This is a genomic window from Kitasatospora acidiphila (assembly GCF_006636205.1).
Classification (GTDB): Bacteria; Actinomycetota; Actinomycetes; order Streptomycetales; family Streptomycetaceae; genus Kitasatospora; species Kitasatospora acidiphila.
In genome coordinates this window covers 7,439,629-7,458,692 of sequence record NZ_VIGB01000003.1, presented here as the reverse complement: position 1 = coordinate 7,458,692, position 19,064 = coordinate 7,439,629, and the positions used below count along the sequence as shown (strand labels likewise).

Here is a 19,064-nt window from a genome sequence, read left to right as displayed (position 1 = left end):
GGGAAGGCGGGACGACCGAGCGTCATGAGTGAGAACCGGGTCCGGGTCACGCAGGACAGCGGCTCCCGCTGGCGGCGGCGCGCCGGGGAATATGCCACGCTGACCGAGGCGCTGGCCGTCGCCGAAGCGGGTGACACGGTCACCGTGCGCCGGGGCGTGTTCCGCGAGAACGTGGTGCTCGACAAGCCGGTGCACGTGGTCACGGCCGACGGCCCCGGCACCGTGCGGATCGACCCGCCGTCCGGCACCGCGCTCACCGTGACCGCCGGCGCCACCGTGCGCGACCTGGTGATCGAGGGCTGCGACAGCTCGGCCCCCGCGGTGCTGATCGCCGGACCGAAGGCCACCGCCGGCCTGGTCGGCTGCCGGGTGGACGGGCATGCCGCGGTCGGCATCGAGGTGACCGACCAGGCCGAGGTGCTGCTCACCGGCTGCACCGTCGCCAACCCCTCGGGCCTGGGCCTTCGGCTGCGCGGCGAGGCAGTGGCGCGGTTCGAGGAGTGCGAGGTGTCGGCCGCCGGGCAGGCCGGGCTCGCGGTGCTTGAGGGCTCCGGCGCCCGGCTGCACCGCTGCCGGCTGCACCATGCGGCCGGGGCCGGCGTGCTGCTCAGCGACGCGGGCAGCCTGGCCGAGCTGACGGGCTGCGAGATCTACGAGATCCGGGGCAGCGGCGTGCAGGCGGAGTCGCGGGCGGTGGGCCGGCTGACGGACTGCGAGATCCACCGGGTGACCGGCAACGGGCTCACCCTGGACACCGAGGCCGAGCTGGAGCTGACCGAGTGCCGGCTGCACGACCTGCCGGAGAACGCCGCCGACCTGCGCGGCCGGGCCGCGCTGACCATGGAGCGCAGCACCGTGCGGGCGTTCGGGCGCGGCGCGCTGTCGATCTGGGACCCGGGCACCCGGGTGGCGGCCACCGGCTGCGAGATCGAGGACAGCACCGGTGACTACCCGGCGATCTGGGTCAGCGACGGCGCCCAGCTGACCCTGACCGACTGCGCGCTGCACGACCTGCCGGACGCACTCTTCGTGCTGGACCGGGACTCCCGGGCCACCGTCATCGACACCTCGTTCAGCCGGATCCGCAGCTCGGCCGTGTCGGTCAGCTCCGGCGCCACGGTGGAACTGGCCCGCTGCCGGGTGCAGGAGGCCGGGACCGGGCTCTGGTTCCGCGACCACGGCAGCGGCGGCCAGCTCACCGACTGCGAGATCGCCGAGGTGGCCACCGGGGTGATCGTCACCAAGGGCGCCGATCCGGTGCTGCGCGGCTGCGTGGTGCGCGGCAGCGCGGAGGCCGCGGTCTACGTCTCGGCCCAGGGCCGGGGCAGCTTCGAGGAGTGCCGGGCGATCCAGGGCAGGGGCTTCGGCTTCCATGTGATCGACGGCTGCCGGACGGTGCTCACCCGCTGCCGGGCCGAGCAGAACCGCCGGGCCGGCTTCGAGTTCTCCGAGCCGGGCCCGATCGCCGAGGGCTGCACCTCGGACGACGTGGCCCCGCCGCCGCCCGCCGAGCTGCCGGCCCAGCGCGCCGCCCAGCTGACCTCGGCAGGCCCGCCGCTGGTCGCCCCGCCCCAGATCTCGCCGATCCCGGACTGCCGCCCGGCCGACGAGGCGCTGGCCGAACTGGACGCACTGATCGGCCTGGCCACCGTGAAGCAGGAGGTGCGCACGCTGATCGACCTGATCTCGGTGGGACGGCGCCGGATGCAGGCCGGGCTCAAGGCACCCTCGCTGCGCCGGCACCTGGTCTTCACCGGCTCCCCGGGCACCGGCAAGACCACGGTGGCCCGGCTGTACGGCGAGATCCTGGCCTCGCTCGGGGTGCTGCAGCGCGGGCACCTGATCGAGGTGGCCCGGGTGGACCTGGTCGGCGAGCACATCGGCTCCACCGCGATCCGCACCCAGGCCGCGTTCGACCAGGCCAGGGGCGGGGTGCTGTTCATCGACGAGGCCTACACGCTGGCGCCCGAGGACGGCGCCCGGGACTTCGGCCGGGAGGCGATCGACACCCTGGTGAAGCTGATGGAGGACCACCGCGACGAGGTGGTGGTGATCGTGGCCGGCTACACCGCCGAGATGGAGCGCTTCCTCGCCGCCAACCCGGGCCTGTCCTCGCGGTTCTCCCGCACCATCGCGTTCCCCGACTACACCGACGCCGAGCTGCTGGAGATCGCCCGCACCCAGTGCGTGGAGCACCAGTACCAGCTGGCCGAGGCCACGGCCGCAGCGCTGCTGAAGCACTTCGCCACCCTGGACCGCGGCCCGAACTTCGGCAACGGGCGGACCGCCCGGCAGGTCTTCGAGACCATGGTGGAGCGGCACGCGATGCGTGTGGCCCAGCTGCCCGACCCGTCCACCGAGGACCTCCAACTCCTGGTTCCGGCCGACCTCCCGCTCCCGCATCCGCACCCGGCCTGACTCGTGGCAGGATGATCCCATTGAAAGATCTACGAGGCGGGGCGATAGGACGTGGCCGACAACAGCAACCTGCTGGCCGAGCAGCGCCGGGCACTGATCCTGGACGAGGTTCGCCGGCGTGGTGGAGTCCGGGTCAATGAGCTGACCCGGCGGCTGAACGTCTCCGACATGACCATCCGCCGGGATCTCGACGCCCTGGCCAAGGTCGGCGCGATCGAGAAGGTGCACGGCGGCGCGGTGCCGGTGGAGGAGGCCCGCACCCATGAGCCCGGCTTCGAGGCGAAGTCCTCGCTGGAGCTGTCCGCCAAGGAGGAGATCGCCCGGGCCGCCGCGGCGCTGGTGGCGCCCGGCAGCGCGATCGCGCTCTCCGGCGGCACCACCACCTTCGCGCTGGCCCAGCACCTGGTGGCGGTGGGCCAGTTGACGGTGGTGACCAACTCGGTGCGGGTGGCGGACGTCTTCGAGCGGGCCCAGCGGCAGGGCGAGGCGGGCGGCACCACGGTGGTGCTGACCGGCGGGGTGCGCACGCCCTCGGACTCGCTGGTCGGGCCGATCGCCGACCGGGCGATCCGCTCGCTCCACTTCGACCTGCTGTTCCTCGGCACCCACGGGCTCGCCCCGGAGGCCGGGCTCTCCACGCCGAACCTGGCGGAGGCCGAGACCAACCGCAACTTCGTGTCCTCGGCCCGGCGGGTGGTGGTGGTCGCCGACCACACCAAGTGGGGCGTGGTCGGGCTCTCCACCTTCGCCGAGCTGGCCGAGGTGGACACCTGGGTGACCGACTCCCAGCTGCCCGAGGCGGCGGCGGAGTCGGCCCGGGAGTACATCCGGGACTTGGTCATCGCCTGAACGGGCGCGGCCGTGGCCCGAGTTGCGGTCACTCCGACCAGGCGGCACCGGCCAGGAACCGTTCCAGCGCCTCCTGATGGGGCGTGATGTCCAGGCCCTGCTCGGCGAGCCAGGCGTCCGAGTAGTACTTGTCGAGGTAGCGGTCGCCGGGGTCGCAGATCAGGGTGACCACGCTGCCCCGCTCGCCGCGCCGGCGCATCTCGGCGACGATCCGCAGGGCGCTCCACAGGCCGGTGCCGCTGGAGGCGCCGGCCCGCTTGCCGAGCACCCGCTCCAGCACCCGGATGGTGGCGATCGACGCGGCGTCGGGCACCTTCATCATCCGGTCGATCGCGCCGGGCACGAAGCTGGGCTCCATCCGGGGGCGGCCGATGCCCTCGATCCGGGAGCCGGTGGCCACGCTGGCGTCCGGGTCGTGGTTGACCCAGCCGGCGAAGAAGCAGGAGTTCTCGGGGTCGGCGACGCAGATCCGGGTGTCGAACTGCTGGTAGTGCACGTAGCGCGCGATGGTCGCCGAGGTGCCGCCGGTCCCGGCGGTGGCGACGATCCAGCTGGGCTCGGGGTGGGGCTCAAGGCTCAGCTGGGCGAAGATCGACTCGGCGATGTTGTTGTTGCCGCGCCAGTCGGTGGCCCGCTCGGCGTAGGTGAACTGGTCCATGTAGTGGCCACCGGTCTCGGCGGCCAGGCGGGCCGAGACCTCGTAGACCTCGCCCGGGTTGTCGACCAGGTGGCAGCTGCCGCCGTGGAACTCGATCAGCTCGATCTTGGCGCGGCTGGTGCTGCGGGCCATCACCGCGATGAACGGGACGCCGATCAGCTTGGCGAAGTAGGCCTCGGAGACGGCGGTGGAGCCGCTGGACGCCTCGATCACCGGCTTGCCGGGCCTGATCCAGCCGTTGCACAGCCCGTAGAGGAAGAGCGAGCGGGCCAGCCGGTGCTTGAGGCTGCCCGTCGGGTGGGTGGACTCGTCCTTGAGGTAGAGGTCGATGCCCCAGTCGGCCGGGAGCGGGAAGCGCAGCAGGTGCGTGTCGGCGGAGCGGTTGGCGTCGGCCTGCACCCTTCGTACCGCTTCCTTGAGCCAGCGGCGGTAGTCGGCGTCGGAGCGGTCCACGTCCAGGGCGCTTCCCAGGGTTTCTGTCATGTGATCTATTGTAACGGAAAGTAGTCGTTTTGAGAGGTACAGGTTCCACTTATCCCCCGGACTCCTGCACCGAGGGCCTCAACTCCCGACCCAGGCACGGCTGATAGCTTCAGTGCTCTGATATGGATTCCGGTGCCCATCACCCATGGTCACCGCATCATCGATGGAGCGACTTTGAAGAAGTTAGCGGCACGAGTGACTGCTCTCACCCTGGTCGTGGGAGTTGCCGCAACATTCGGTTCCGCCTCGGCCTCAGCCGCGGCGCCCGCCGACTCGGCCCACTTCGCGGACTTCACGTTCACCGCCGGGCAGACGCCCGAGAACATCGCGGCGGAGCCGGACGGCAGCGTCGACGTGACCTTCTCCCTCGCCCGGCAGGTCGTCCGGGTGACCGGCCAGGGCGAGCCGCAGATCCTCGCCGAAATGCCGCTGCCGGACAACGGCGGGGGCAGCACGCCGCTCCTGGGCCACCCGGTCACCATGGGCCTGGTCCGGACCCAGGACGGAACGCTGTACTTCCTCTACGCCTCCGGCTACGCCTACCGCGCCGGTCAGAACGACAACGACGCCGTGACCGGGGTCTACCGGCTCCGCCCGGGCACGACGACTCCGGAGCTCATCGCCCCGCTGCCTGCCGACAGCCTGCCCAACGGCCTGGCGCTGGACCAGCGGAGCGGGCAGCTCTACATCACCGACAGCGCGGCCCGGACCGACGACGCGGGCGACCTGGTCGGCACCGTCTGGACGGTCCCCAGCACCGGTGGGACGCCCACCGCCTTCGCCTCGGCACCGGAGCTCGGGGCCAAGGGCTTCGGCGCGAACGGCCTGAAGATCCACGACCACGCGGTCTGGGTCACGAACTCCGGCAAGGGCACGATCCTGCACCTCCCCGTGCTGCCGGGCAACCGGGCCGGGGCCGTCGAGGTCCGGGCGACCGGGCTGGACACGATCGACGACTTCACCTTCACCGGCCACGGCGACGAGATCCTCGCCGCCGTCAACGGCTCCGACGAGGTGGTCCGGGTCCGCCCCGACGGCTGCTGGACCGCGCTCCCCCTGACCGGCCTGGAGAACCCCACGTCCCTCGCGATCCACGACGGAACCGTGTACGTGGCGAGCGCCGCCTACTTCAAAAAGGACCCGCACCCGAACATCCTGACCACCCGTCTGCACGACGACGACTGACGGCCGGTCGACTACGGCCCTCCCCCCGGACGAACCGGGGGAGGGCCCCGTCGGGCAGCCGTCGGTCAGCCTGACGCACCGGCGCCCCCACCCGGGTTCTCGATGATCACGGCCCGACGGGCCCGGTACTCCTCCTCGTCGATCTCACCGCGGGCATAGCGCTCACCGAGCACCGCCAGCGGGCCCTGCCGGCCGGCCTGGTACGGCCCCCAGCAGCCGCCCCGGCGCCACACGGTGCGGCGCAGCACCACGAAGACGATCACCAGGAACAGCAGCCAGAAGAACGGGAAGAACAGGAACCACGGGTGCCAGGCGTGCGTGGCCAGCACCGTGGCTGCGGCGGTCGTGTGCATGGGGATCCATCTCCTCGGGGTCGGCCCGGCCTCCACCGGACCTGTCCCCTTGAGCGTCCCGCCGGCCCACCCCTTGGCGCGTCGCCCCGGCGGCGGCACTGCGGCTACCACCCGGGGAGTACGCGAGCCGGTGTCCGGCTACTTCGCCAGTACCTCCTGGGGGTTCGCCAGGTACGGCTCCCAGGCCAGCTCCGCCGCACCGAGCAGCCCGGCGTGGCACAACTGCGCGGCGACCACCGGTACTTGGTCGCAGCGCCCCCAGAGGCTGTGCCGGGTGAGCACCTCGGGCAGCCGCTCGGGGGCCGCCTCCAGCAGGTCCTGGTGCAGTCCGCTGAGCACGATCCGGTCGGGGTTGAGGATGTTGGCCAGGCCGGCGAGGCCGAGCCCCAGCCGGTCCACCACCCGGTCCACGGCTGCCCGGGCCACCGGATCCCGGTCGGCCGAGCGGGCCAGCTCACGGGCCTGGTCGAGCAGCGGCAGCGACGGGTTCGGGGTGCGGCCGGCGGCGGCGAACAGCGCCTCCGGGTCGGTCTCGGTGTTGAGGCAGCCCCGGTTGCCGCACGGGCACGGCCGGCCGAGCGGGTCCACCGTCAAGTGCCCCACCTCCAGGGCGAGTCCGGCGCTGCCGGTGTGCAGCCGCCCGTCCACCACGAGGGCGCCGCCGACCCCGCGGTGGCCGGAGGTGACCAGCAGCAGGTGGCGGGCGTCCCGACCGGCGCCGTGCCGGTGCTCGGCGAGTGCCACCAGGTTGGCGTCGTTGCCCACCGCGGTGGGCAACGACGCCAACCTGGTGGCATCGTTGCCCACCGCGGTGGGCAGCGGGTGGCGGGTCCTCGGGCCCAGGTCCTGTGCGTTGACCGCCGCAGCGAACAGCTCGGCCACCGGGGTGCCGCCGGGCCAGCCGAAGGTCAGCGCCGCCAGGGCGGTGCCCTCGGGTTCGCGGACCGGGTTGGGCAGGGCGAGGGCTGCGCCCAGGCAGCGGCGGCGGTCGGCGCGGACCAGTTCGGCGCCGGCGGCGGCGATCGCGGTGAGCACCTGCTCGGGCTCGGTACTGGCGGGCAGCGGGTGGTAGACGGCCTCGCCGAGGGTGCCGCCGCGCCCGCTCAGCACGCCGCCCAGCCCGCCGAGCGCGACCGACAGCCCGTCGGCGTGCACCTGGGCGGCCAGCACCACCGGTCCGTCGGGTGCCGGGGCCAGCCGGTGCGAGGGGCGGCCGCGCCCGCTGCCGATCGGGTGGGCGTCGACCGTGACCAGGCCGAGCGCGGCCAGCTCGGCGGCGATCGCCCCGGCGGTGGCGCGGGTGACGTCGAGCGCGGCGGTGAGCGCCGACCGGGTGGGGGCCCGGCCGGTGTGGATCAGCTCCAGGGCCGGGCCGAGCAGGCTGCGGCCACGGTCCGGAGCGGTCCGGCGGACCGGCTCGAATCGGCTTGTCGAGGTGTTCGGCACTCCTCTATTCTGACTTTGTGCCGCTCCTAAACAAAAAGCCCGCCCGGTCACACCTCCTCGAATCTCACCCGAACGGCTCAGCAGACCCCTCGGCCTGGACGGCTGCGCGGCTCGCGCTCACCGCGTTCTTCGCCGTCGACGGCTTTCTGTTCGCCGCCTGGGTGGTGCGAATCCCCGATGTGCGCGCCCAGGTGCACGCCTCGCACTCCACCCTCGGGCTGGCGCTGCTCTGCGTCTCGGCCGGCGCGGTCGCGACCATGCCGCTGATCGGCCGGCTCTGCCTGCGGTTCGGCACCCGGCCCACCACCGTGGCCTCGCTCGCGCTGCTCAGCGCGGCGGTGATGCTGCCGCCGCACGCCCATTCGGTCCCGGTGCTCGGCGCGGTGCTGCTGCTGTTCGGCGCGGGCTACGGCGCGGCCAACGTCGCGATGAACAGCGCCGCCGTGGAGCTGGTCGCCGAGCTGCGACGGCCCGTCATGCCCAGCTTCCACGCCGGCTACAGCCTCGGCGGGCTGCTCGGCGCGGCGGTCGGCGGGCTGCTCGCCGGGCCGCTGACGGCCAGTTGGGCGCTGACGCTGAGCGGCCTGCTGGGGCTGCTGGTCACCGGGTTCGCGGGGGCGGTCCTGCTGCGCGGGGCACCGGGGGCTGCGGCCGACCCGGGCGCGGGCGCTGGCACGGGCGCGGGTGGTGGCGCAGGTGCTGGGGCTGGCACGGGCGCGGGTGCTGGCACGAGCGCGGGTGCTGGCGCGCGGGAAGTCGATCGGGTCGACGTTGGCGTCCGAGCGCCGCACGCCCGCCTACTGGTGCTGCTGCTCGGCCTCACCGCGCTCTGCAGCTCCTACGGCGAGGGCTCGCTGGCGGACTGGGCCACCCTGCACCTGACCGACGACGCGCACGCGAGTGCCGCCGTCGCCGCGTTCGGGTACGCCACCTACGCGTTCGCGATGACCGCCGGCCGGCTGGCCGGGACCTGGCTGTCCATCCGGTTCGGGCCGGCCCGGCTGATGGTCGCGGGCGGCCTGCTCGCCGGCGCGGGAATGCTGGTGGCCGCACTCACCCCGGAGGTGCCGGTGGTGCTGCTGGGCTTCGTCCTGGTCGGCCTCGGGCTCTCCAACCTCTTCCCGCTCGCCATCGGCCGGGCCGGCGAGACCGGCGGCCCGCACGGCGTGGCCACCGCCTCCATGCTCGGCTACGGGGGCATGCTGATCGGTCCGCCGGTGATCGGGTTCCTCGCCGACGCCGCCAGCCTGCCGCTCGCCCTCACCACCGTGGCCGCCGCAGGCGCGGGCGCGGCCGGCCTCTCCCTCGTGGTCAACCGCCCGCGGGCCGCCAGGAGTTGACCGACGCGGCGGCAACCTGGTTGCCGGCCCCGCCAGTTCGCGGAACTCGGTCGCACGCTGAGGAGTTGAGCGGGCATGAGCGACTTACTGCCCGACCTCATCGTTTTCGGGGCGCTGCTCGCGCTGCTGGGCGTGCTGACCTGGCTGCGGGGTGTGGTGCGCCGGCGCGGGAGTGCGGGCTCGGCGCTCCAGGGTGCACTGGTCGCCTTCGAGCATTCGATGCGCGTCACCTCCTACGAGGCCCACCAGGAGATCCGCGCCCAGGCGCAGCGCCGGGCGCCGGCCCTCTCCCCCGACGACCCGCGGTGGAACGGCCTCGCCATGCTCCGGCAGGGAGCGACCGGGCCCGCCCGCCTGCGCCCCATCGCCCGCCTGCGCCACTGGTGGCGGCGGTAGCCGGTTAAGGTGCCCGCTATGCCTGTTGAACACCTGCGCGCGGCCGACCGTCACCCCACCCCCTGGCGCAACGGCGGCGGGGTGACGCGAGAAGTCGTCAGCACCGACTACTCGCGCGTCAGCCTCGCGGAAATCGCCGCTGGCGGCCCGTTCTCCGCCTTCCCCGACCAGCGGCGGATCCTCACGGTGGTGTCCGGCGAGGGCATCGAGCTCACCATCGGGGACGCACCACCGGTCGTGGTACGGCCGCTACAGCCCTTCGCCTTCCCGGGCGGCGCGGCCACCGCCTGCCGACTGCTCGGCGGCCCGGTCACCGCACTCAACCTGATCACCCGCCACCCGGACCCCGCCATCACCCTGCACCCGCCGGCCACCCTGCACCCCGCCCCCGGCCGCCCCCAACTGGCCATCGACCTGACCACCCTCGACGCCACCCTGATCACCCACCCCGGCACCGCCCCGACCCCCACCACGGCCGGCCCCTGCGCGGTGCTCATCCTGTGAGCGAGTTGACGGCTCCTCAGCCCCGCACCATGAACACGTCCACCGGGTCCGCCCGCTCCTGCGCGAAGCCGAAGCGCTCGTAGAGCCGGCGGGCCGGACTGCCCTGCAGGACGTTGAGGCGGACCAGTCCGGTGCCCGCCAGGACTCGCGCCAGCACGGCCGTCCCGATGCCGCGCCCCTGGAGTGTCGGGTCGAGGTAGAAGTGCTCCAGCCAGTGCCCGTCGTCGGCCGGACGGAGTGCGACGCTCCCGGCGAAGGCGCCGTCCACCAGGATCACGCTGGTGTGCTCGGGCTGGAAGGCGTCGCGCATCCGCTGCCGGACCCGGTGCGGGTCGTAGCGGCCCAGGCGCTCCAGGTCGGGGCGCATCACCACGGCCCGCAGCTCGACGATCGGTTCCAGGTCACCGGGCTCGGCGGGCCGCAGCTCGACACTGCTCGTCATCGTGGTCACGCCCCCGTCGGCGGCCGCAGGTCCCAGCCGACCAGGGCGCGCAGTTGCTCGGCGGTGATGCCGTCCGGCAGCGGGGTGGGCGCGGCGTGCCGGAACGGCGGCTGCCAGCCGTCGACGTCGGAGAAGCTGCGCACCACCTTGGCGGGGGCGCCGGCCACCACGCTGTAGTCGGGGATCTCGCCGCGCACCACCGAGCCGGCGGCCACCACAACGTTGCGGCCCAGCCGGGCGCCCGGCAGGATCACCGCGCCGGTGCCGATCCAGCTGCCGGAGCCGATCTCCACCGGCTCGTTGCGCGGCCACTGCTTGCCGATCGGCAGCGTGGTGTCCCGGTACTCGTGGGCCTGGTCGCTGATGTAGACGTTGGGGCCGGTCCAGACGTCGTCACCGAGGACGATCGACTGATGGCCCACCAGATGGCTGCCCCGGCCGATCACGCAGCCGCCGCCGATCGTGATCACCGGCTCCGGGCCGAGGTCCAGGCCCGGCAGGAACCCCGCCGACAGGGTGACCCGCTCGCCGATGATGCAGAACGGGCCGATCCTGATCGAGCTCTCGTTGAATATGGTGCCGGTCGGGAAGGCCAGGGTGCTGCCGTCGCCCAACTCGCCGAACCGGTACGGGCCCGGGCTGGCGCTGCTGACCGCGCCGCGGGTCTGCACCCAGCGCCAGCCCCGGTGCACGGCCCGCCCGGTGGCGTGGCGGGCCCGGGTGCGGACGGTGGCGAGCAGGCGGGCGGCAAAGGGCATGCGCACACCGTAGCCGCCCCCGGCGCCCGCCCGGGCGCCGGGGGACGAACATCACAGCAGGTCACCGGGTCAGGCGCCGGGCACCGCCCACGGCGCGGGGCGGCGCTCCAGGAACGCCCGCATCCCCTCCTGGGCCTCGGGTGAGCCGAACAGGCGCGCGGACTGCGCCACCCGGGCCTCGGTGTCGGCCTCGAACGAGGCCAGCACCTCGGCGCTGACCAAGCGCTTGGTCTCGGCGAGCCCCTGCGGGGAGGCCAGCCGCAGGGCGTCCAGCACCTGGGCGAGCGCCTGCTCGGGCTCGTCGGTCGCGATGGTCACCAGGCCCATCCGGGCCGCCTCGGCGCCGTCGAAGGTCTCCCCGGTCAGGTAGTAGCGGGCCGCGGCGCGCGGCTCCAGCTTGGGCCGCAGCGGCAGCGAGATCACCGCGGGAGCCAGGCCGAGGCGCACCTCGGTGAAGGCGAAGGTGCAGGCCGGTCCGGCGATCGCCAGGTCCGCCGAGCCGACCAGGCCGAGCCCGCCGGCCCGGACGTGCCCGTTGGCGTAGGCGATCACCGGCTTGGGGCACTCCACGATGGCGCGCTGGAGGTCGACCAGGCCGCGCGGCCCGACCGTCGGGTCGTCACCGGTCGCCTCCGACAGGTCGGCGCCCGCGCAGAACACCTTGCCGGTGTGGCCGAGCACCACGGCCCGCACCTGCGGGTCCTTGGCGGCCTGGGCCAGGCCCTCGGTCAGTTCGGCCATCAACCGGGTGGAGAGCGCGTTGCGGTTGTGCGGCGAGTCGAGCTCCAGGGTGGTGACGGAGCCGGCCGTGCTGACGCGGACGAGCGGGCCTGCGGGTGCGCTGGTCATCAGGGTGGGACCTGCCTTCCAGTAATCCGATGTGAGGGTGGGTCGGACGAACTGGAAAGACTCTGGCATGCCCCGGCTCAGAACACCATGGTCGACTGGACCACACCGGGCTCGGAACACCACGGTCAACGGGACCGCACCGGGCTCAGAACACCACGGCCTTCAGCAGTCGGCGTCCGGCCCGTACCACCGGCTGCGGCAGCGTGGGCCCGGCGTTGGCCAGCACCAGCGCACCGGCCTGCGCTTCCGGGCTGAACCCCAGGTAGGCCGTGAAACCGCGGGTGCCGCCGGTGTGCCAGAGCAGGGTCCGGCCGTCCGTCTCCCGCCGGTTCCACACCAGCGCCAGCTGGTTGGCGCCGTGCTCCGGCCGTGCCCGCTCCTGCTGACTCGCCATCAGCGCGGCGGTCAGCTCCGGCACCGACTCGGGCCGCAGCTGGGCCTGCAGATAGCGCAGCAGGTCGGGGCCGCTGGTGTAGATCGCGCCGGCGCCGACCAGGGCGTCGAACGTCCAGTGCTCGACGGCGCGGCCGTGGTGGTAGCCGGTGGCCGCCCCCGGCAGCAGCTCGTGCGGCCCGGCGACCAGGGTGTCCCGCATGCCCAGCGGTCGCAGCACCCGCTCGGTCAGCAGGGTCGCGTAGTCGGTGCGGGCGGCATTGGCGAGCAGTTGCCCGAGCAGGCCGACGCCGAAGGTGGAGTAGCGGACCTGCCCCCGACGCCTGGAGTGCAGCCGTGCGGTGTCGTGGTAGAGGTCCTGCGGGCGGTAGCGGCGGTACGGGTTGCTCAGCCAGTGCCGGGCGCCGCGCCGGTAGAGGCTGGGCGGAACCCTGGGCAGGCCGCTGGTGTGGGTGGCCAGCTCCAGCAGGGTGACCGTCGTGGCCGGCGCCGCGTAGCCGGGCAGGTGGACGGAGATCGAGTCGTGGTAGCGGACCTCGCCGCGCTCGGCCATGTCGGCGAGCAGCAGGCCGGTGAAGGTCTTGGTGAGCGACCCGAGGGCGAACGTGGTGCCGGGGCCGACCAGCCGCCCGGCGGCCGCCCAGCCGGCGGTGAGCAGCTCCTGCTCCGACCCCTGGACGACGGCCGCGGCCAGGCCGGGCACCTGCCGTTCGGCGAGCAGCGCGGCGGTCTGGCCGGCCAGCAGGTCAGCCAGGTCGGTACCGGTGGCGGCGGTCATGACGCCACCGCCAGGGCCCGGGAGACGGTCAGGGTGCCGGCGACGGCGGCCACGATGGTCGGGTGGTGGTGGTTGCGGAAGGCCCGGTCCGGGTCGCTGGGTGGGCGGGTGACGCCATTGGGCACCATGCCGTCCTCGTGCTGCGCTGCGGCCAGTTGCTCCCAGGCATGCGGGTACCAGTCGGGTTCGGAGAGGCAGACGTCGACGATCAGCAGCTCGCCCAGCAGGTCCCAGGAGCGGGTCTCGGTGAACACCTCCACCCAGACCGGCAGCCAGCGGTGCAGGTACTCCTGCAGCCGTGGGTCGAGGCCGTCCGGGTTCGCGGCCCAGTCGGTGAGGTGGAAGACGGTGTGGGTGACGCCGTAGGCGTTGAAGGTGTCCAGCATCCATGGTTCGGGGGTGCCGCCCAGCCAGGTCTGGGCGATCAGACCGGGCACGTCCGGCGGGTCCGGCAGCCCGAGCCGGCGCCGGGCGGCCAGCACGGCGAGCCGCCGGTTGGGCACGTGTTCGGTGACGGCGGCCGCGCGCAGGCCGGCCAGGTACGCGGCGAGCTCTTCCAGCAGTTGGTGACGCAGGCCGGCCATGGTGAACGCCGAATAGATCTCCGTCGGGTGGGTGGCCGGCGGGGTGTGCTGCTGCAGCGTGTGGAGCAGTTCTCCGGAACCGAACTCACGCCAGGCGAAGTCGAGCAGCTCGTCGGCGGTCTGCGCGGTCTGCGGCCCGGCCACCGCCTCGCGGCGAATGATCGCCGCCGCCATCGCAAGTTCGGAGATCGCCTTGAGGGAGTCCCCGTCGATCTCCCAGTGCGGCACGTCCCTGGGGAGCGCGAAGTTCGCCCGCATCCGGCCCAGCCAGGCCAGGGCCTGATCCGCGACCTGCTGGGCCTGACGGACGGTGGTGACGTCCATTCAGCTCTCCCCTCGGGAGAAGCGTCGGGCCAGCGTGACGTCCAGCATGGTGCGCGGCTGGCCAGCGGCAAGGTGTTCGAGCTGCTCCAGGGCCGGAGCGAGCAGCGGCTCGGGAACCTGCCGCTCGTCAAGAGCCAGCCAGCGGGTCAGTTTGGCAGCGCTCGGGTAGTCGCGCCGCAGCAGCGCCCGGCTGACACCGCGCACCAGGTCGAGCCGGCGGCGGCGGGCCTGCTCGCGCAACGGGCTGGCCACCGGGGGCAGCGCCAGCGAGGAGCAGCGGACCAGCTCGCCTGACCAGGCCGCCCAGTGCGCTGCTTCGGGCGGCTCGACGGTCGTTCCGGCCAATCCGGGCCAGCCGTCGGCGGCGACGCCGAGCTCGGCCAGCGCCGTGGTCAGCGCCCGGTCGCGCAACGCCCAGAGCGCGCCATCAGGTGCGGTGCCGGGCGGTGCGGGGAAGGCGCCGACGGCAGCGTGCACCAATTCGGCGTCGGCGTCGGCGAAGGCGTGGTCGGCCAACAGGTAGGCGCTGAGCACATCGGCACCGAGCACTCGGATGGCGGCCAGTGCGGGCACAGGCTCGGTTTGTTGGGCGATCTTGCGATGCAGGCTGAACCCGTCAGCCGTGCCGCTGATCGCCTCGACCAGTTCGGCGGCCAGTGTCTGGGCGGCCGAGTCGACCGCACCAGACACCGTCTCATGGTTGATGGACACGGGGCTTCCGGGTCCTCTTAGAATGCCGCCGCGCAGGCGAGGTTCTGGACCATGCCGACGTAGGCGTCCTCGATCGGCTCCTCCTTGCGCGGGCCGGCTTCGAGCAGCAGCGCACCGGCCAGCAGCAGCAGCGCGGCGCCCTGGGCGGAGCCGGGGCCGCTGGACTTGGACGCCTCGCTGGTGGCGACCAGGTGGCGCACAGCCTCCTGGTCCCCTTCACCAGGGACCACGAAGTCATAGGTTTCCAGGACAGACATACCGTTTACCTCCTTGGGCAAAGTCGGGTCCGGTACCTCCACGCTGCGCCGATCAGGCCGTGACCGGGGCCTCCTGCTAGCCCATTCGAGTGAGGCACTCGGCGGCCGCCCGGAGCGGGAAGCCCACCTGACCGACCATCAGGACTGCGCCACGGGCCCTGCCGTCGACCACGTAACGTTCTGGCCGTGATCAACGACGAGAGTGCCGCGACCGCGCCGGCCGGACTGCCCACCGGCGCACCGGTGCCCGACCAGCGCCAGGCGCCACCGCGCGCTGCCCCGACCCACCGGGCCTGGACTCCGGTCTGGGCGGCCGCGGCGCTGGCGCTGCTGCTCGGGGTGGGCTGGGCCTGCCGGCTGGCCGGGCCGGTGGGGGATCTCTCCGCCCAGTGGGCCTGGGCCGACTTCGCGGCTCGGCACCCCGGCGCGGCCTACGACTTCGGCTGGTACGGCGGCGTGCATCCGGTCTCGTACAGCGCGCTGACGCCGTATCTGATGGCCGCCGTCGGGGTGCCGGCGGTCGGGGTGGCCGCCGCGGTCGTGGCGGCGGCGCTGCTGGCGGTGCTGGTCCGGCGGCTGCCCGCGGTGCGCCGGCCGCTGCCGGTGGCGCTCTGGGGTGCGTTCGCGATGGCGGCGAACGTCATCGCGGGGCGGGTCACCTTCGCGGTGGGGCTGGCGTTCGCGGTGGCCGCGGCAGTGGCGGCGCTGCCCGGGCCCGGCCGCGCGGTCGGCCGGTGGCGGCTGGCAGGGGTGGCCGCCCTGGCGGCGCTGGCCACCATCGGCAGCCCGGTGGCCGGACTGTTCGTCGAGGTACTGGCGGCGGCGCTGCTGTTCAGCGGGCGGCGCCGGGTCGCGGTGGCGCTGGGGGTGCCGCCGCCGGTGCTGGTGATCGGCCCGAGCCTGGCGTTCCCGTTCGACGGGGTCTATCCGATCCCGCTCTCCACGGTGATCATCACCACCCTGTTCGCGGTCGCGATCGCGCTGCTCAGCCCGGCCGGGTGGCGGGCGGTGCGGATCGGCAGCTGGCTCTATGCGGCGGGCACGGTCCTGACCGCCCTGGTCACCAGCCCGATCGGCGGGAACGTGCAGCGGCTCGGGCTGCTGTTCGGCGGCGTGGTGCTGCTCGCCATGGTCTGCTCGGACACCTGGGGCACGGCCGGACGCCCGCGCCGGGTGGCGCTGGCGGTCACCTGCGCGCTCGCCCTGGGGTGGACGGTCAACGCGGACGTCGTCGGCATCCCGCAGGCGCCGCCCGCGAACCAGGCCGACGGGCTGCTCGCCGAGCTGCGCGCCCTGCACGCGGAGCAGGCCCGGGTGGAGGCGGTGCCGAGGCTGGACCACTGGGAGTCCTGGCGCCTGCTGCCCACGGTGGAACTGGCCCGCGGCTGGAACCGCCAGGCGGATGTGGAGCGCAATCCGTTCTTCTACGACGGCTCGCTGACCGCCGCGCGCTACCACGACTGGCTGCAGCAGTGGTCGGTGCGGTACGTGGTGCTGCCACCGGCCGGCTGGACGTGGCCGGCACCAAGGAGGGTGCCGTGGTGCGCGCCCGTCCCGCGTGGCTGGAGCCGGTCTGGCAGGACCAGCACTGGCAGCTGTTCCGGTTCACCGACGCCCAGCCGATGGTGCCGGCCCCGGCCGCGATCGAGCACGCCGACGACGGCGAGGTGGCGCTGACGGTGCCGGCGGCCGGCTCGGTCACGGTGCGGATCCCCTGGTCGCCGTGGCTGGTGGTGCACGGCCCGGCCGGCGCCTGCCTGCGCCAGGACGGCGATTGGACCAGGCTGACCACCAGCGCGCCCGGGCGGTACCGGATCGACGGCCGCTACAGCTGGCCGCGCGGCTCGGCCTGCTGAGCCGGTGCGGCCCAGCTACCCGGCCGCCGGGCCGCGCCGGCTGGCCGGGTCGTCGGCGCCCCGCCCACAGGGGGGAGGCGGGGAGCCGACGGACCGTCAGGCGGCCGAGCCGTCGTCGTCGGCCGTGCCCTCCGAGCGGTGGCCGGCCGCGCCGTGGCCGCTCGCACCGAGGTCACCCGCACCGGGGCCGCTCGCACCGAGGTGCCTCGTGTCGCCGTCGTCCGCGTCGACCTCCAACGCATCGATGTCCAGTGCGTCGACGTCCAGCACCTCGACGACAGAGGGGTCGATGACGAAGGTGTGGGTGCCCTCGATCACTCTTGGGACCTTTTTGCGCTCCATAAGTGCTCTCCTTCAGCAAGGCTGCCGTGGCAGAGTCCTCCGGCGATCGCAGACCCGAGACTACCTTCCGTTGCCAGACATGTACATGGCGTTCCGGTGCGAAGCCCGCGCAGCGCGCCCCGTCAGCCGAGCCATCCCGGCCTGACCAGGCCCGACTCATAGGCGAGGACGACCAGTTGGGCCCGGTCCCGGGCGGCCAGCTTGACCATGGTGCGGCTGACATGGGTCTTCGCGGTGAGCGGGCTGACCACCAACCGGCGGGCGATCTCGTCGTTGGACAGCCCCATCCCGACCAGGGTGAGCACCTCCCGTTCGCGTTCGGTCAGCACGTCCAGCGACGGCCCCGCAGTCGCCGCCGGCGCCTTGGACCGGGCCGCGAACTCGCCGATCAGCCGCCGGGTGACGCCCGGCGAGAGCAGCGCGTCGCCGGCCGCGACCACCCGCACCGCGCGCAGCAGGTCGGCCGGCTCGGTGTCCTTCACCAGGAAGCCGGCCGCGCCGCCGCGCAGCGCCTCGAAGACGTACTCGTCCAACTCGAAGGTGGTCAGCACCACCACCTTGACCGCGGCCAGCTCGGGCCAGCCGGTGATCTGCCGAGTGGCCTCCAGGCCGTCCGTCCCGGGCATCCGGATGTCCATCAGCACCACGTCAGGTCGCAGTTCGGCGGTCAGCCGCACCGCCGCCTCGCCGTCGTCGGCCTCGCCGACCACGGTGATGTCCGCTGCGCGTCCAGCAGTGCCCGAAAGCCCGCCCGGACCAGCACCTGGTCGTCCGCCAGCAGCACCCTGATCATCGGTCAGCCCCGTCCCGTCGCCATCCGTCAGCCGTCAACCCGGTCGGCAGCCAGGCCAGCACCCGGAAGCCGCCCTGGTGCGGCCCCGCCGCCAGGGTGCCGCCCAGCGCCTCGGCCCGTTCGCGCATCCCGGCCAACCCGTTGCCGCCGCCCGGCGGTTCGGCCGGCTCGGGCTGCGCGGCCGGGCCCGGGTCGTCGATCCGCACGGTCAGCCCCTCGGGCACCGTCCAGTCGAGCAGCACCTCGGCCCGGCGGGCGGCCGAGTGCCGGATCACGTTGGTCAGCGCCTCCTGGACGATCCGGAACGCGGCCAGCCCGGCCCCGGCGGGCAGCGCCCGCGCCGTGCCGCTGCTGCGCACCGCCACGGTCAGCCCCGCGTGCGCCGCCTGCTCGACCAGCTCCGGCAGCCGGTCCAGCCCCGGCGCCGGCCGGCGTGGTGCGGCCGCGCCGGGCCCGCGCAGCGTGCCGAGCACCTGCCGCACCTCGCCGAGCGCCTCCTTGCTGGCCGCCTTGATGGTGACCAGCGCCGAGCGGGCCTGCTCCGGCTGGTCGTCGATCAGCTCCAGCGCCACCCCGCCTGCACATGGATCAGCGAGATGCTGTGCGCCAGGATGTCGTGCAGTTCGCGGGCCATCCGCAGCCGCTCCTCGTCGGCCCGGCGCCGCGCGGCGGCCTCCTCGGCGGTCCGGCGGGCCACGATCTGCTCGAAGCGGAACCGCACCAGCTCGGCGACGGCCGCGAGCAGCAGCGCCAGCGCGGTGACACCGAGCTCCTGCCACCAGCCGCCGTGCCCGGTGCCGGGCAGCCAGCCCGCCGGCATCGCGAAGGTCAGCAGCAGGTGCCCGAGGTAGACGCCGCCCAGGGTCGCCCAGGCCGCCCGCCGGTACCCGAGCCGCACGGCGACGCAGTAGGCCACCGCGAAGCTGGCGAAGACCGGGCCGTACGGGTACCCGGCCACCAGGTAGACCAGCAGCACCACCCCGGTGCCGACCACCGCGACCACCGGCCGGCGCCGGCGCAGCACCAGCAGCGCCGGCCCGGCCAGCAGCAGCAGGTACCCGAAGGCGTCCAGCGCATGGCGCGGCGGCACCTGGTGGCGTGCGGCGGCGCCGCTGCCCACCACCTGGATGACGGCGATGACCGCCGAGGAGGCCACCGGCCAGCCCGCCCGGACCCACGGGAACCGCCAGGGGCCGCGCCCGTGCCAGGGGCCGGGCCCGTGCCAGGGCTGCTCGCCGCTCATCCGGCGCGGTCCGGGTCGCTCGGGTTGCGGAGGTCCGAGGTGCTCATGTGCGCAGGCTAGGCGAGGTCACCCCGGCCCGGCATCAGCCCGCCGGGGTGGTCG

General features: G+C 73.9%; 19 protein-coding genes and 2 pseudogenes. 8 read left to right on the top strand and 13 right to left on the bottom strand.

Going from position 1 to position 19,064, the window contains the following annotated elements:
* Positions 1-24 precede the first annotated feature (24 nt).
* Both E6W39_RS35225 and E6W39_RS35220 read left to right on the top strand, forming a co-directional pair.
* A complete protein-coding gene (locus E6W39_RS35225; protein WP_141636916.1) occupies positions 25-2,418 on the top strand; it encodes a right-handed parallel beta-helix repeat-containing protein in 2,394 nt (797 codons plus the stop codon).
* Positions 2,419-2,469: 51 nt separating this feature from the next.
* Entirely contained in the window at positions 2,470-3,267 is a 798-nt protein-coding gene (locus tag E6W39_RS35220; RefSeq protein WP_141636915.1) for a DeoR/GlpR family DNA-binding transcription regulator, read from the top strand.
* Positions 3,268-3,295: 28 nt separating this feature from the next.
* Here the strand turns inward: E6W39_RS35220 and E6W39_RS35215 are convergent, their stop codons facing one another.
* Entirely contained in the window at positions 3,296-4,408 is a 1,113-nt protein-coding gene (locus E6W39_RS35215; RefSeq protein ID WP_141636914.1) for a PLP-dependent cysteine synthase family protein, read from the bottom strand.
* Between the two features lie 195 nt (positions 4,409-4,603).
* On the opposite strand from E6W39_RS35215, the gene E6W39_RS35210 reads away from it, so the two are divergent.
* Entirely contained in the window at positions 4,604-5,593 is a 990-nt protein-coding gene (locus E6W39_RS35210; RefSeq protein ID WP_228718535.1) for a hypothetical protein, read from the top strand.
* Positions 5,594-5,658: 65 nt separating this feature from the next.
* Here the strand turns inward: E6W39_RS35210 and E6W39_RS35205 are convergent, their stop codons facing one another.
* Positions 5,659-5,946: an SHOCT domain-containing protein gene (locus E6W39_RS35205; RefSeq protein ID WP_141636912.1), complete on the bottom strand. Its 288-nt coding sequence runs from the start codon at positions 5,944-5,946 to the stop codon at positions 5,659-5,661.
* Positions 5,947-6,084: 138 nt separating this feature from the next.
* Positions 6,085-7,392, bottom strand: coding sequence for an ROK family protein (locus tag E6W39_RS35200; protein ID WP_141636911.1), 1,308 nt, complete (start codon positions 7,390-7,392; stop codon positions 6,085-6,087).
* A 17-nt stretch (positions 7,393-7,409) separates the two neighbouring features.
* Between E6W39_RS35200 and E6W39_RS43250 the strand changes: the two genes are divergently transcribed.
* From E6W39_RS43250 to E6W39_RS35185, 3 genes are all read left to right on the top strand, one after another.
* Positions 7,410-8,732, top strand: a complete 1,323-nt coding sequence (locus tag E6W39_RS43250; protein WP_141636910.1) for an MFS transporter — start codon at positions 7,410-7,412, stop codon at positions 8,730-8,732.
* A 75-nt stretch (positions 8,733-8,807) separates the two neighbouring features.
* A complete protein-coding gene (locus E6W39_RS35190) occupies positions 8,808-9,128 on the top strand; it encodes a hypothetical protein (RefSeq protein WP_181799588.1) in 321 nt (106 codons plus the stop codon).
* A gap of 18 nt (positions 9,129-9,146) precedes the next feature.
* Positions 9,147-9,632 (top strand): HutD/Ves family protein, encoded by a 486-nt coding sequence (locus E6W39_RS35185; RefSeq protein ID WP_141636909.1) that lies wholly within the window; start codon positions 9,147-9,149, stop codon positions 9,630-9,632.
* Positions 9,633-9,648: 16 nt separating this feature from the next.
* Here E6W39_RS35185 and E6W39_RS35180 read toward each other — a convergent pair whose 3' ends face one another.
* The 7 genes from E6W39_RS35180 to E6W39_RS35150 form a co-directional block, all read right to left on the bottom strand.
* Positions 9,649-10,074: a GNAT family N-acetyltransferase gene (locus E6W39_RS35180; protein WP_141636908.1), complete on the bottom strand. Its 426-nt coding sequence runs from the start codon at positions 10,072-10,074 to the stop codon at positions 9,649-9,651.
* Positions 10,075-10,079: 5 nt separating this feature from the next.
* The gene (locus E6W39_RS35175) at positions 10,080-10,832 is read right to left on the bottom strand and encodes an acyltransferase (protein ID WP_141636907.1); all 753 of its coding nucleotides are present in this window, start codon (positions 10,830-10,832) and stop codon (positions 10,080-10,082) included.
* A gap of 69 nt (positions 10,833-10,901) precedes the next feature.
* Complete coding sequence (locus tag E6W39_RS35170; RefSeq protein ID WP_141636906.1) at positions 10,902-11,681, bottom strand: enoyl-CoA hydratase family protein; 780 nt, start codon at positions 11,679-11,681, stop codon at positions 10,902-10,904.
* A 145-nt stretch (positions 11,682-11,826) separates the two neighbouring features.
* Positions 11,827-12,852 carry a serine hydrolase domain-containing protein gene (locus tag E6W39_RS35165; protein ID WP_141636905.1) on the bottom strand — a complete coding sequence of 342 codons (1,026 nt, stop codon included), beginning with the start codon at positions 12,850-12,852 and terminating at the stop codon, positions 11,827-11,829.
* A complete protein-coding gene (locus tag E6W39_RS35160; protein ID WP_141636904.1) occupies positions 12,849-13,760 on the bottom strand; it encodes a DUF6895 family protein in 912 nt (303 codons plus the stop codon). The genes E6W39_RS35165 and E6W39_RS35160 overlap by 4 nt, the downstream gene beginning before the upstream one ends.
* Positions 13,761-14,471 (bottom strand): hypothetical protein, encoded by a 711-nt coding sequence (locus E6W39_RS35155; RefSeq protein ID WP_141636903.1) that lies wholly within the window; start codon positions 14,469-14,471, stop codon positions 13,761-13,763.
* 17 nt (positions 14,472-14,488) lie between these two features.
* Positions 14,489-14,728 carry a hypothetical protein gene (locus E6W39_RS35150; protein WP_141636902.1) on the bottom strand — a complete coding sequence of 80 codons (240 nt, stop codon included), beginning with the start codon at positions 14,726-14,728 and terminating at the stop codon, positions 14,489-14,491.
* Between the two features lie 186 nt (positions 14,729-14,914).
* Between E6W39_RS35150 and E6W39_RS35145 the strand changes: the two genes are divergently transcribed.
* Positions 14,915-16,405, top strand: a complete 1,491-nt coding sequence (locus tag E6W39_RS35145) for an MFS transporter (RefSeq protein ID WP_141636901.1) — start codon at positions 14,915-14,917, stop codon at positions 16,403-16,405.
* On the top strand, positions 16,351-16,584 hold the full coding sequence (locus E6W39_RS39995; RefSeq protein ID WP_181799587.1) for a hypothetical protein: 234 nt from the start codon (positions 16,351-16,353) through the stop codon (positions 16,582-16,584). Before E6W39_RS35145 ends, E6W39_RS39995 begins: the two co-directional genes overlap by 55 nt.
* Before the next feature lie 96 nt (positions 16,585-16,680).
* On the opposite strand, the gene E6W39_RS35140 is transcribed toward E6W39_RS39995, so the two are convergent.
* The 3 genes and pseudogenes from E6W39_RS35140 to E6W39_RS35130 form a co-directional block, all read right to left on the bottom strand.
* Positions 16,681-16,926 carry a hypothetical protein gene (locus tag E6W39_RS35140; protein WP_141636900.1) on the bottom strand — a complete coding sequence of 82 codons (246 nt, stop codon included), beginning with the start codon at positions 16,924-16,926 and terminating at the stop codon, positions 16,681-16,683.
* Between the two features lie 122 nt (positions 16,927-17,048).
* A pseudogene (locus tag E6W39_RS35135) lies at positions 17,049-17,719 on the bottom strand (response regulator).
* Positions 17,716-18,962, bottom strand: a pseudogene (locus E6W39_RS35130) (sensor histidine kinase). Before E6W39_RS35130 ends, E6W39_RS35135 begins: the two co-directional pseudogenes overlap by 4 nt.
* Positions 18,963-19,064: the final 102 nt, after the last annotated feature.

Excerpts from the sequence above, each read along its gene's own strand:
- E6W39_RS35215 (WP_141636914.1), bottom strand. The coding sequence starts at position 4,408 with ATGACAGAAACCCTGGGAAGCGCCCTGGACGTGGACCGCTCCGACGCC.
- E6W39_RS39995 (WP_181799587.1), top strand. The coding sequence starts at position 16,351 with ATGGTGCCGGCCCCGGCCGCGATCGAGCACGCCGACGACGGCGAGGTG.
- E6W39_RS35225 (WP_141636916.1), top strand. The coding sequence starts at position 25 with ATGAGTGAGAACCGGGTCCGGGTCACGCAGGACAGCGGCTCCCGCTGG.
- E6W39_RS35205 (WP_141636912.1), bottom strand. The coding sequence starts at position 5,946 with ATGCACACGACCGCCGCAGCCACGGTGCTGGCCACGCACGCCTGGCAC.
- E6W39_RS35180 (WP_141636908.1), bottom strand. The coding sequence starts at position 10,074 with ATGACGAGCAGTGTCGAGCTGCGGCCCGCCGAGCCCGGTGACCTGGAA.
- E6W39_RS35160 (WP_141636904.1), bottom strand. The coding sequence starts at position 13,760 with ATGGACGTCACCACCGTCCGTCAGGCCCAGCAGGTCGCGGATCAGGCC.
- E6W39_RS35150 (WP_141636902.1), bottom strand. The coding sequence starts at position 14,728 with ATGTCTGTCCTGGAAACCTATGACTTCGTGGTCCCTGGTGAAGGGGAC.
- E6W39_RS35190 (WP_181799588.1), top strand. The coding sequence starts at position 8,808 with ATGAGCGACTTACTGCCCGACCTCATCGTTTTCGGGGCGCTGCTCGCG.
- E6W39_RS35140 (WP_141636900.1), bottom strand. The coding sequence starts at position 16,926 with ATGGAGCGCAAAAAGGTCCCAAGAGTGATCGAGGGCACCCACACCTTC.
- E6W39_RS35175 (WP_141636907.1), bottom strand. The coding sequence starts at position 10,832 with ATGCCCTTTGCCGCCCGCCTGCTCGCCACCGTCCGCACCCGGGCCCGC.
- E6W39_RS35165 (WP_141636905.1), bottom strand. The coding sequence starts at position 12,852 with ATGACCGCCGCCACCGGTACCGACCTGGCTGACCTGCTGGCCGGCCAG.
- E6W39_RS35185 (WP_141636909.1), top strand. The coding sequence starts at position 9,147 with ATGCCTGTTGAACACCTGCGCGCGGCCGACCGTCACCCCACCCCCTGG.
- E6W39_RS35170 (WP_141636906.1), bottom strand. The coding sequence starts at position 11,681 with ATGACCAGCGCACCCGCAGGCCCGCTCGTCCGCGTCAGCACGGCCGGC.